General features: G+C 38.5%; 10 protein-coding genes. 6 read left to right on the plus strand and 4 right to left on the minus strand.

Features of this window, described 5'->3' with window-relative positions; genetic code table 11:
* The first annotated feature begins 96 nt into the window (after window positions 1-96).
* From addB to BN1609_RS02715, 3 genes are read left to right on the plus strand one after another with little or no spacing between them, the layout of a single operon-like run.
* The gene (gene addB / locus BN1609_RS02705) at window positions 97-3,576 is read left to right on the plus strand and encodes a helicase-exonuclease AddAB subunit AddB (RefSeq protein WP_088840483.1); all 3,480 of its coding nucleotides are present in this window, start codon (window positions 97-99) and stop codon (window positions 3,574-3,576) included.
* Complete coding sequence (addA, locus tag BN1609_RS02710; protein ID WP_088840484.1) at window positions 3,573-7,253, plus strand: helicase-exonuclease AddAB subunit AddA; 3,681 nt, start codon at window positions 3,573-3,575, stop codon at window positions 7,251-7,253. Before addB ends, addA begins: the two co-directional genes overlap by 4 nt.
* A 57-nt stretch (window positions 7,254-7,310) precedes the next feature.
* Window positions 7,311-7,673, plus strand: a complete 363-nt coding sequence (locus tag BN1609_RS02715; protein ID WP_088809367.1) for a YisL family protein — start codon at window positions 7,311-7,313, stop codon at window positions 7,671-7,673.
* 48 nt (window positions 7,674-7,721) lie between these two features.
* Here the strand turns inward: BN1609_RS02715 and BN1609_RS02720 are convergent, their stop codons facing one another.
* Entirely contained in the window at window positions 7,722-8,528 is an 807-nt protein-coding gene (locus BN1609_RS02720; RefSeq protein ID WP_088809366.1) for a Cof-type HAD-IIB family hydrolase, read from the minus strand.
* 135 nt (window positions 8,529-8,663) lie between these two features.
* Between BN1609_RS02720 and yjfP the strand changes: the two genes are divergently transcribed.
* Window positions 8,664-9,416, plus strand: coding sequence for an esterase (gene yjfP / locus BN1609_RS02725; protein WP_088809365.1), 753 nt, complete (start codon window positions 8,664-8,666; stop codon window positions 9,414-9,416).
* 74 nt (window positions 9,417-9,490) lie between these two features.
* Window positions 9,491-9,799: a metal-sulfur cluster assembly factor gene (locus tag BN1609_RS02730; protein ID WP_088809364.1), complete on the plus strand. Its 309-nt coding sequence runs from the start codon at window positions 9,491-9,493 to the stop codon at window positions 9,797-9,799.
* A 41-nt stretch (window positions 9,800-9,840) separates the two neighbouring features.
* Here the strand turns inward: BN1609_RS02730 and BN1609_RS02735 are convergent, their stop codons facing one another.
* Entirely contained in the window at window positions 9,841-10,185 is a 345-nt protein-coding gene (locus tag BN1609_RS02735) for a PTS lactose/cellobiose transporter subunit IIA (protein WP_088809363.1), read from the minus strand.
* Window positions 10,186-10,315: 130 nt separating this feature from the next.
* Between BN1609_RS02735 and BN1609_RS02740 the strand changes: the two genes are divergently transcribed.
* Entirely contained in the window at window positions 10,316-10,507 is a 192-nt protein-coding gene (locus BN1609_RS02740) for a bZIP transcription factor (RefSeq protein ID WP_088809362.1), read from the plus strand.
* Between the two features lie 455 nt (window positions 10,508-10,962).
* Here BN1609_RS02740 and BN1609_RS02750 read toward each other — a convergent pair whose 3' ends face one another.
* Both BN1609_RS02750 and BN1609_RS02755 read right to left on the minus strand, forming a co-directional pair.
* Complete coding sequence (locus tag BN1609_RS02750; protein ID WP_088809361.1) at window positions 10,963-11,229, minus strand: hypothetical protein; 267 nt, start codon at window positions 11,227-11,229, stop codon at window positions 10,963-10,965.
* Between the two features lie 108 nt (window positions 11,230-11,337).
* The gene (locus BN1609_RS02755; protein ID WP_088840485.1) at window positions 11,338-12,630 is read right to left on the minus strand and encodes an NCS2 family permease; all 1,293 of its coding nucleotides are present in this window, start codon (window positions 12,628-12,630) and stop codon (window positions 11,338-11,340) included.
* Window positions 12,631-12,716: the final 86 nt, after the last annotated feature.

Here is a 12,716-nt window from a genome sequence, read left to right on the forward strand (position 1 = left end):
GCGCTTAAAATTTTATAAATGGACCTCAAAATAATACTAGACGAAGTTAGTATTTTTGGTTAAAATAAAACAAAACGTATGTTCGGTGGTGAGGCTATGAGTTTACAGTTTATATCTGGAAGGGCTGGAAGCGGAAAAACAACTTTTTTGATTGAGCAACTCAAAAAAAGAATGCTAGAAAATCCCAGTGAGAATCAAATTCTCATTGTGCCAGATCAAATGACATATCAAATGGAGCGATTTCTTTTTAAACAAACCGGATTTAAAGGGATGATGAATATTCAAGTTTACAGTTTCAGCCGAGTAGCGTGGCGAGTATTACAAGAAACTGGTGGACTTTCTCGAGTATTTTTGACCCATTCTGGTATGGAGATGCTTGTACGACAAGTTGTGCAAGAAGAAGCTGGTGAGTTGAGGCTGTTTGGGAAAGCTTCTTCTAAAAGAGGGTTTTACAAAGAATTAACTAGTTTGTTCCAAGAATTAAAGCAATACGAAGTAGAATTAGCTGAGCTAAAGCAACAGTCTGAAGAAGCAAATGATTTTGCGATGCGCGAAAAACTAGCAGATATTTCATTAATTTATGAGCGTTATCAAGAAAAATTATTCGGAAAATTTCTTGAAAATGAAGATTATTTACGTTTGTTAAATGAAAAAATGGACAAAAGTCCATATGCCCAAAATGCCTCTATCTATTTTGATGGCTTCGACTCTTTTTCAAAACAGGAAATTTCGGTGATTTCAAAATTTATGGAAGTTGCTAACCAAGTGCAAATTACTTTGACTACAAGTAAGGAAGCTGTCGCTGGACAATTAAATGATTTTGATATGTTTGAATTGACCCGAGAGTCCTTATTACAAATCAGAGAAGCAGCTAATAATTTAGGAATACATGAAAAATCACTTGTGTTTTTAAATACGAACAAGCGATTACAACACCAAGATCTTACTCACCTTGAAGCAACTTGGGGACAAAGCAGGTCTGCAAAATATGAAGGAGAAATATCTGGAATCCGCCTTCATCAAGCGAATAATAGACATTCTGAGCTAGAAGGAATTGCCCGTGAGGTGAAACGCTTAGTTCGCGAGGAAAACTATCATTTTTCTGATTGCGCCATACTGGTTCGCAATATGGCTGATTATGAAGAAACCATTTCTTCCGTATTTCGCGCCCATAAGCTACCGTATTTTTGGGATAAAAAACGTTCTATGGCAAAACATCCTTTGATTGAGTTTATTCGTTCTAGTTTAGATGCACTAAAACTAAATTGGCAGTATGAAACGCTTTTTCAGACAGTTCGAACAGAGTTTTTCTTTCCAATTGAGAAAGATATTAGTATCTACCGGAAAAAAGTAGATTTATTTGAGAACTATTTATTAGAGAATGGTATTTTTAATCGCGGACGTTTTATGAAAAGCGATAAATGGACATATCGGCGAATTCGCGGCCTTGAAACGAATGTGCAGACGCAAACGGACGCTGAACTCGAAATCGAAGAACAAATCAATGAAGTCCGTAACCTTATTCAAATTCCACTTCTTTTTCTTGAAGATAAATTGCATTCAGCTAAGACAGGAAAAGAATATGCAGAAAGTCTATTTGCTTATTTAGAAAAGCTAAATGTGGCTGAACGTATTGAATTATGGCGTGCTCGTGCAGACGAGGAAGGACTACTTGAACTATCTCGTGAGCATGAACAAGCTTGGCATGCCGTTATCAATCTCCTCGATGAATTTGTGGAATTATTAGGAGATACCGTAATTTCGCTGGATGATTTTATTGAAATTATTCAGACAGGACTTGAGTCGATGGAGTTTTCATTGCTTCCACCTTCTCTTGATCAATTTGTTGTCACGGATATGGAACATGCTCGTTTGTTAGAAGAAAAGATTGTTTTTGCAATAGGTCTTAATGATGGTGTGTTTCCGAAGAAAGTGGGCGATAAAGGCATTATCTCAGACGAAGAACGCGAAACCATGACAAATGATGGAATTGCTTTAAAACCAAGAAGCTATCAATCACTTATTCAAGAAGAGTTCATAGCTTATCGTGTATTTACAGCTGCAAGTGACCGGCTGTATTTAAGCTATCCAATTGCTGATTCAGAAGGGAAATTGCTTTCAGCTTCTAACTATGTACGTAAGATAAAAACGGTGTTTCCAACTTTAAATGAAGAGCTATATTTAAGTGATCCATCACTTTTATCAGAAAAAGAGCAAATGGAGTATATTGCGGGTGAGATGGATGCGCTAGGTTTTCTTACCGCTCAACTACAAATGTATAAGCAAGGATATAAGATTGCGCCAATCTGGTGGGATGTTTATAACATTTTTATTAAGAGTAAAAATAAACTAGCTTTACAAGTGCTTGCAAGTTTAAACTATCATAACGATACAACTAGATTGACCGAGGAGACAGCTACAGAATTGTTCGGTGATAAAATTCATGCCAGTGTTTCTCGTATGGAAAAATTTTTCAGTTGTGAGTTTCAACATTTTGCTCAGTATGGCTTGAAGCTTGAAGAAAGAAAAACATATCAATTACAAGCTGTTGATATGGGGGAAATCTTCCATGGGGCGATGGAGTGGATATCCGCTCAGCTAAAAGAACGCGGCATTGATTGGGGAGCTCTATCTGAAAATGATTGTTTGACTCTAGCTAATCAAGCGATGACTTATTTAGCGCCGAAACTGCAACATGAAATACTTCTTAGTACAAAAAGAATGGCGTATATTCAATATAAGTTGCTTCACATTATTTTACGTGCAACTAATGTGCTAAATGAACAAGCGAAACAAAGTACATTTCGTCCGCTTGGTTTAGAGGTTGATTTCGGTATTGGAAAAAGTATTCCTGCAATGAAGATTCCGTTAAAAGGCGAGCGTGAATTGTTCTTGCAAGGGCGCATCGACCGAATTGATTACGCTAGTGCAGATGAACGAAATTATCTCCGCATTATCGACTATAAATCTAGCGCACGAGATTTACAACTTCCCGAAATTTATTATGGACTTGCGCTCCAAATGCTAACTTACTTAGATATAGTCGTGACAAATGCTAAGAAATTAGTAGGAAATGATGCTGACCCAGCAGGTGTTCTTTATTTTCATATGCACAATAAGCTTGTCAGTGCCGATAGTCCATTAGATGATGAAATACTCGAAAAAGAGCTTCAGAAAAGTTTTAAGATGAAAGGAATTGTTTTAGGCGATCCTCTTGCTGTAACGCTTATGGATAACTCAATTAAAGACGGGGGAGCCTCTTTAATTGTTCCTGCCGAAATTAAAAAAGATAACACGCTTAGCGCAAGGTCAAAAACAGCTTCTAAAGAGGACTTTGATTCTATGCGGCATTTTGTTCGCCACAAATATCAGGAGGCTGGGAACAAAATTTTAGATGGGGAAGTAACAATCAATCCGTATCATTTAAAAGAAACAACGCCGTGTAATTTTTGTCCGTTTCGCTCAGTATGTCAATTTGATCCAGGTTCACAAAGTGACAAGTATCGCTATTTGGCGTCAGAAAAACCAGAAGTAATTATTCAGAAAATGAGAGAAGAAGGAGGGGAGAGTCAATGAATCAACTACCTGCTAAGCCAGAAAATGCAACATGGACTGATGAGCAGTGGCAAGCGATTCATGCGAGAGGTCAGAATATTCTAGTTGCGGCAGCGGCCGGTTCGGGGAAAACAGCTGTGTTAGTAAATAGAATTATCGAACGGCTTCAAGATGAAGAAAATCCGTGCAATGTGGACGAGTTACTGGTCGTTACATTTACGAATGCTTCGGCAGCTGAAATGAAACATCGCGTCGGACAAGCATTAGAGAATGCCCTGGTGCAAAAACCGGATTCACTACACTTGAAGAAACAACTGGCACTTTTAAATAATGCATCGATTCAAACACTCCATTCCTTTTGTTTAGATTTAATTCGCAAATATTATTATATTGCAAGTGTCGACCCGGATTTTAGGTTGATGGACAGCATTGAAAGTATGATGTTGCGAGATGAAGTTATAGATAAGTTACTAGAGGAAGAATATGCAAAGCCAAATAATGAAGCTTTTTTCCATCTCGTGGATAGTCTGACAGACGATCGGTCAGACCGAAATTTAACAGAAGTGGTTTCGAAGCTATATGACTTTTCGAGAGCGAATCCAAATCCAGAAAAGTGGTTAAAACAGCTCGTTGATTTTTATGAAACTAAGGATTTGCAAGGGATAAAGGATCTACCATTTTATGATGAAATCATGAATCAGATTCAATTGTCCATTCAACAAGCACTAGGTGCGCTTCAGCAAGGAATGAATATTGCCAAAATGGTCGATGGTCCAGAAAGCTACATAACAAATTTTACAGAAGATATCGCTGAGGTAGAAACGTTGACTGGACTTCTTGACGATGACTGGAACAAACTGCGCGAAGGTTTTTCTCAAGTCGTTTTCGGTCGTTTGAAGCCGCTTAAAAATAAAGAGGAAGTAGATGAACAGTTAGTAAAGCAAGCAAAAAAAGCTAGAGATCGTGCTAAGAAATATATTCAAGATGCAGCGACAGATTGGTTTAAACGTGAAGAACGAGCATATTTAAGCGATTTAGAAAATATGAAGCCAGATGTTGCCACGCTTATTCAACTTGTTCAAAATTTCTCCGAACAGTTTTTTCGGGAAAAAGAAAGAAAAGGTGTGCTCGATTTTAATGACCTAGAGCATCTAGCGCTTGCCATTTTATCAGAAAACGATTCGCCCTCATTTGTAGCAAAAGAGCTCCAAAGTCGCTATCATGAAGTGTTGATTGACGAATATCAAGATACTAATCTAGTACAAGAAACTATTTTGCAATATGTGACTTATTCGGGCGAAGCGGATGGGAATTTATTTATGGTAGGCGATGTGAAGCAATCTATATACCGCTTCCGTCTTGCTGAACCTACACTGTTTATGTGGAAATATGAAAATTACCGACTAGACGGAAAAGATACTGGTTTACGTATTGATTTAGCCAAAAATTTTAGAAGTCGAGCAGAAGTTCTAAATGCGACTAACTTTATTTTTAAACAAATTATGGATAAAGAAGTCGGCGAAATTGCATATGATTCGGCAGCAGAACTTGTTCTTGGTGCTAGTTTCGAAGAACATAATAATACTGAAACAGAACTGATGGTAGTAGACATGAAGAAAAAGTCGCTCGATACAGAAGAGGGCTTATCAAAGGACGAATTACAAAAAAATCAGCTTGAAGCGAGAGCTATTGCCCAGAAAGTCAAAAAGATGATAGATGAAAAATATCCTGTTTTTGATAAATCAATGAAGCAATTTCGACCAATTCGCTACCAAGATGTTGTCATCTTATCAAGAGCGATGACTAGTGCGCCTGACATCGAGGAGGCTATGAGAGAGCAAGATATTCCTTTCTATGCATCTAGCCAACGTGGTTATTTTGAAGCGGTTGAAGTGGCCGTCATGATTTCGGTGCTTAAAATTATCGATAACCCTTATCAGGATATTCCGCTTGCCTCGGTTTTACGCTCACCGATTATCGGATTATCAGAAGAAGAGCTTGCCTCTGTCAGACTGGTTAACAATCGCAGCTATTTTTTCGATGCATTAGAAGAATATGCCAAACAACCAAACCAAACAGCAGAAAAAATAAGCTCTTTTTTAGAAAAACTAGTAAAATGGCGAGAACTTTCCATTCGTGAGAATCTAACAACGCTTATTTGGCAGATTTATGAAGAAACCGGCTTTTTTGAGTTTGTAGGTGGACTTCCAGGTGGCAAAGTGCGGCAAGCCAATTTACAAGCGCTATATGAGCGGGCGGGACAATACGAAAAGACAGCATTTCGTGGCTTATTTCGATTTGTTCGTTTCGTAGAACGTTTAGAACTGCGTGGCGATGATTTTGGTACAGCGAAGGTATTAGGCGAAAAAGAAGATGTTGTTCGTATGATGACCATTCATTCAAGCAAAGGCTTGGAATTTCCAGTTGTTATTCTAGCGGGAGTAGGACGCAAATTTAATATGCGTGATATTAATAGTAAAGTATTGCTTGATAAAGACTTTGGTTTTGCATCAAGTTATACGGACGTTCAGAAACGAATTACTTATCCGACAATCATGCAACAAGTTTTCCGTAAGAAAAAAATAAATGAAATGATTGCAGAAGAAATGCGCGTTCTATATGTCGCTATGACGAGAGCAGAAGAAAAATTAATTATTGTTGGGACGATTCCGGAATGGGAAGAAACATTAGAAAGCGCGTTTCAAGTAGCGGAAATGACCGACTGGGTCTTGCCGCCGAGCATTAGAGTGCAGGCAAGAACTTATCTCGACTGGATACTTCAGACGCTAATTCGGCATCCTGATTTTGCGGAGCAGGTTAATAAAACAGCAGGCGTAACACTGCCAACAGATATGAAATTGTGTGTTACGATTATTGAGAAGGGAACTTTGACAGATGATTTTGTGAATGAACAAGCCCAGCCCTATTTGCGCTCATTAGAAACGCTTGAAGAAGTCCCGCTTTCTGGCGGAGCAGAAGGGCAAATTGCTGAGATTTTTTCCTTCAAATATGAGAAGCAAGCAGCAACTGAAATTCGCTCTAAACAGTCGGTTACAGAATTAAAAAGGCAGTTTCAAATTCAAGATAGTTTTAGTGATGACCGCTTTTTGAAAACGTTAAAACAAGCTTCGCTTAAGCGCCCCAAATTTATGCAGGAAAATAAATTAAGCAGTACGGAAATTGGGACGGCAATGCATACTGTCATGCAGGCGATATCGTTTGAAGCGATACCTGATGAGGCAGAATTAGATCAACTTTTAGATGAGATGGTGGCAGAGTACAAATTAACAGAAACAGAGAGTAGAGCAATTCGTAAGCAACAAATCCTTTCTTTTTTTCAAACAGCACTTGGTAAAAAAATGGTTGAAGGGGTGGATCAATTAGCTAAGGAGGTTCCATTTGTGTATCAGCTTCCTGCTAATCGGGTGTCTGAAGGTGCAGACGACGCGGACACCATTTTAATCCAAGGTGTAGTAGACTGTATGTTAATAGAGGATGATGGGATTATTTTGATTGATTTTAAGACGGATCGTACCGAGGGGAAATATGCGTCTAGGGAGCAAATGGAGAAAACCATGCATAGCCGTTATCATACGCAATTGGAATTGTACCGGGAGGCTGTACAAGCTATCACAGGCTTGCCGGTGAAGCAAGCCTCACTGTACTTCTTTGATTCGGGAGAAATACTGGATTTTTGAGGACTATAAGCGTTCATGCTATGATAGAACATATAATAAAAGAGGAGAGGGATTTTTATGTGGGGATATTTACATTTAATATCGTGGGCGGCTATTTTTGTACTGACAATTGCGGCGTTTATTGCATATCCAAAGTCAGAAAAAAGCTTTACGATACTTGCGATGATTAATCGTGTTTTCTACTTGCTTGTTATTTTTAGTGGGATTATGATGATTCAATATAGTGTAGAGAAAGGTTGGCTCATTGCGATTTTTAAAATTTTAATGGGACTTCTTACAATTGGTGTGATTGAAATGTTGCTTAGCTATCGGAAAAAACAAAAGCCGACAGGAATGTTTTTTATATTGTTTTTTGTGGCTGTCATTGTAACGGTATCTCTTGGGTTTTACCTATCAGGTGGAGCGCCTTTATTTAATTAAAAAAGGACTAATGGAGCTCCCTAAAAGAGTTTTCATCAGTCCAGCAGTTTATAAGATATTTTCTTCTAAATAAACGGCAATACCGTCTTCTTCGTTGGAAAGTGTGATGGTGTTGGCTACGTTTTTTGCAGATGGGACAGCGTTTCCCATCGCAACGCCAACGCCAGCATAGTCCAACATTTGTAAATCATTTGATTCATCGCCAAAAGCAATGATGTCTTTTTGAGAGATGCCAAGTGATTTTGCTGCTTTTTGGATTCCAACGGCTTTATGAATGCCGTATTTTACGATTTCAACAGCTGGCCAGCTCGCACCCCAAGTGTGATGAGAAATAACATCAGCCAATTGTTCATCAAGATGTTTGCTCATTAAAGCCAGTTCTTCATTTTTTCCAAAGAAAAGTAGTGAAGTTGCGTTGGCGTTAATTGCATTTCGTATATTTCCGATGATCATGTTGTTGACGCCTAAATGAAAGGTGTCGGGCACAGTGTCATCGCTACGCTCTAAAAAAACGCTATCTTGAACTTCAGCAGCAATATTAGCAAGGGGTAGTTGATAAGAGTAATCAAGTATATCTCTTACGATATTTAAGTCGATTGCTTCGTGGTAACCATCATGGAAATTGACGTCGAGTGGGTGATGCAAAACAGCACCGTTAAAATTAACAATAGGTGTTGTAAGTTCTAGTTCGCTATAATAGAAGCTGCTTAAACGGTAAGGGCGACCAGTTGCAATCATTACTTCGTGGCCAAGGTTACGTGCTGATTCAAGAGCTACCTTTGTTCGTTTCGAGATAGTTTGGTCATCTTTTAAAGTTGTGCCATCTAAATCAAGTACAATTAATTTTTTATCCATAGTTAGCTCCTTTTAATTAAGTTGGATATTTTTTGTTAGCATAATCTACTATCATGATAGACTGTAAAAGAATCTTTGTAAATGAAAGAACATTAATAATTGGTAAGAAAAACAAATAGAAATGAGGCCGTGCAATTGATTCAAGTATTTCATGAAAAAATAAAAGATATTCCAGTTTTACATATTGTTGGCGAAAAATATAGTGCAGAAAAGATTCGAACTGTAGTATTTTATCATGGATTTCAGTCCCAAAAAGAGCTGTACCTTCAGTATGGCTATTTTTTAGCTGAAAAAGGGATTCGAGTGATTTTGCCAGATGCGAAATTTCACGGAGAACGAAAAGGGAATATTAGCGAAGAAGAGCAAGCGATGTATTTTTGGGATGCTGTGCAGGCAAATATTGATGAACTAGGTGGAATTGTTGATGAGCTTGTTGAGAGAGGACTTACTAATAAGCAAGAAGTGGGCGTTGGCGGTGTATCCATGGGAGCGATTACTTCGCTTGGAATATTAGCCAAATATGACTGGATAAAAGTTGTTGTGAGCCTCATGGGAAGTGCTTATTATGGTCATTTTGCTAAAGCGCTTGTCAAGCAGTCCGTAGAGTACGGGTTGGAATTTCCTTTTGATGTTGAAAGTAGGATTGCGGCGCTGAATCCGTACGATTTAAGTGAGCAACTTGAAAAAATAGAGAACCGTCCACTGCTTTTATGGCACGGGAAAAAAGACGATGTCGTTCCGTTCGCTTATAGTGAAAAACTGTTCCAAACATTGGTGGAACAGCAATTAGATCAGAATGTAGAATTTATTGTTGATCAAAAAGCGAAACATAAAGTGAGCATTGAAGGAATTTTAGCTGGCGTGGCGTTTTTTGAGAAGCACCTCTAGAACAACGATAGTGAAAATGATTCTCATGTATGATACAATAATTTTACAAACAGCTAAAAGGAGGTTCGTACCTAGTGGATGAGGAACTAAAAGAAAATATTATGGGTGCACTTGAACAAGTGATTGACCCTGAACTTGGAATTGATATTGTCAATATTGGTTTAGTCTACGATGTAGATTTAGATGAAGACGGTTTATGTACGGTAACCATGACGTTAACGACGATGGGCTGCCCGCTTGCTGGCGTGCTGACAGATCAGGTTCACGCAGCGTTAAGTGATATCCCAGAAGTTAAAGATACGAATGTTGAAATAGTTTGGAATCCACCTTGGACAAAGGACCGGATGTCACGTTATGCTAAAATTGCACTCGGTATCCGTTAAATAAAAAAGTGAGAGCTAGCATCTACACAGGATGCTAGCTCTCACTTTTTTTCAAGTTGTTCAATTCGTTTAACGAGAGCGGCTTCACGTTCATAAACTTTTACAAGCTTTTTAGCGAGATTCAATTCGGTGTGCGCGGTCATTAAATGATCTTGACCATGAATTAATAAAAAACTAGGTGCGGTATTTTCAGTTTCTCTTTGTGAAACTAATTTGACTTGCCAACTGTGACCGCTTTGGTATTCAACTAAACCAGCTTGTAGGTGTGCTTCTGCGGACGCAAAATCATATTTTTCGGCGGCATCAATTGCGTTAAAGGCTTCTTTTCGTGTGTTGCCACCATGAAAAATCATTTTAACAACGGCTTCCTCAGTTTTAATCCCCATAATCTCACCTCAACATATACTTTCTTTTTATTTTAGCAGAATAAAGCGAATAAATCAGCCTATAGATGGATTTAGTGAAGAGTTTTTTTGTTTATAATGAAAGTATCTAGTTGAGTAGGAGGGATTTTTCATGGAAGAGCGTTTATACGAGCTAGAAGATAAGGTTCAAGATTTAGAGCTTGAAATTTTTGAATTGAAAAAACAAGTCCATGAGCTGGAAAGTCATCCGAATGAAAGTAGGGGTTTGCTAGGCGGACAAGTGTGGGTTTTAATTCCCATTATAGCCATTATTGGCGGTGTTCTTATTACTATTTTGGATTGATGAAAAAATTTTGTAAAAAATATAAGGGTTTTTACTCGATTTTTTTGTCATTTTTAGATATTATGTATAAAGGTGCTATTTTTTAAAAGAATTATTCTAATTGGTCACAAATTTTCCACAGTTTGTTCCCTTGCTTTTTTTGAGAAGAATAGTACAATATAAAGTATAGAGTTTTATCCTGATGAAAGCGAAATTGTATATTTTGTTTTCATGGGGATAAGACCCTATCATGGTTATAGTGGCTTTCGGTGTATCCATCTTCCAATAGATTAACGTTTGTTAATCGTCTGTTTTGACACCGAACCATTATTTGTTTTCATTCATCTCATTTGCCGTGTAGTTCTGTTTATGCCTCATCCCGTTATGCATAGACTGATGAACATGATGGCGACGCTGAATTTCTATTCAGCGTATTTTTTTTGCCATAAAAAAAGAAGAAGTATGACTTCCTCTCTTTAAAAATAATAGCTAATAATAAAACCAATGAAATTTGGGACTGCCGCAATGGCGAACATGATGCTCCACTGCATTTGTTTTTTTCGATTTGGATTGCCAGCGCGGCCACCTAAAGAGACGAAAGCAGAACAGAAAATAGAGGCGAACACGAGTAGCGCAGCGATAAATGAAAATAAGGTCGAAAGCGTGTAATTTGGTAAGATGAAGCTAGATAAAAAGATAAGAAATGCTAAACCGATGCCGGCTAAAAATGATTTTAAGTACAAAGTAGTCATCCTTTTCTAAATTAAGATTACTTTCTTTATAGCAAACGTAGCTTTTTTTGTCTAGTAAAAAAAGCCAAAAGTCTCGGAGGAAACTTCTGGCTTTTGGCATTAATGTGGTAAGAAGGCGACTAAAATGAAGAATAGTACGGCGATAACAATGAGGAATACGTTAAGCTCACGCCATTTACCAGTAAATATTTTTAGGATTGGATAAGAAATGAAACCAAACGCAAGTCCGATTGCAATGCTTGAAGTTAGTGGCATCGCTAGAATGACTAGGAATGCTGGGAATGCCTCGTCAAGCGTATCCCAATCAATTTCTCTAACAGCGCCAATCATCATGCTTCCAACGATGATAAGAGCGGGAGCTGTAATGGCTGAGATGCCGGAAACAGCGCCAACTAGTGGTGCGAAAAAGGCTGAGATGACGAACAGAATCGAAACCGTTAGCGTCGTCAAGCCGGTTCGTCCGCCAGTTGCCACACCTGCTGTGGACTCAATATAAGCGCTCGTAGGGGTTGTTCCAAAAACAGAGCCGACTGTAGTTGCGACCGCATCCGCCATTAGAGCTTGTTTGGCATTCGGCAATGATTCGCCTTTCATTAGGCCTGCTCGCTTGGCTACGCCAATCATTGTGCCAGTCGTATCGAAAATGGTAATAAGTAAAAATGATAAAATGACAGCGTATAAACTGTGTGTGATAACATCTGAAAATGCGTTAAGCGGGTTTGTAAATACAAATTCAGGCATTGGCGGCAATTTTACGAAGCCATCTGTGAATTTTAGTTCGCCGGTGAAAAAGGCGATGATACCTGTGGCAATCATACCGATGAATAAAGCGCCTTTTACATTTAGAGCCAGGAAGATTAACGTGATAAGTAGGCCAGAAATGGCAAGCAGTGCTTCTGGCGAGTGTAGGTTTCCTAGGCCGACCAAGTTTGAATCGTTTTGTACGATGATGCCGGTCATTCGGAAGCCAAGAAATGCAATGAACAAGCCAATTCCGGCGGTGATACCAGCTTTTAGATTATGCGGAATAGCCGTGATGATTTTCTCCCGAAACGGTGTTAATGAGAGCAGTAAGAAAATAAGTCCCGCGACAAAAACGGCCGCGAAAGCTACTGAATAATCGAGTTTTTGAGTGGTGACAACAGTGACGAAATAAGCATTCATTCCGAGGCCAGGTGCGATAGCGATTGGGTAGTTGGCGAATAATGCCATCCATAGGGTACCTACAACAGCGGAAATGATTGTGGCCATAAACACTGTGTTAAACGGCACGCCTGCTGCAGATAAAATCGCTGGGTTCACGACGATAATGTATACCATCGTTAAGAAAGTTGTAAATCCGGAGATGATTTCTGTTCTAGCATCGGTTCCGTTTGCTTTTAATTGAAACATAAAATAGTGACACTCCCTTTAATTAATGTTATTTACGAACAATAACTATTACACATACAATAATATTCGTTTTTTAGTTAAAAAGC

Origin of the sequence: Listeria sp. ILCC797, from assembly GCF_900186185.1 — a bacterium.
Taxonomy (GTDB): domain Bacteria; phylum Bacillota; class Bacilli; order Lactobacillales; family Listeriaceae; genus Listeria; species Listeria goaensis.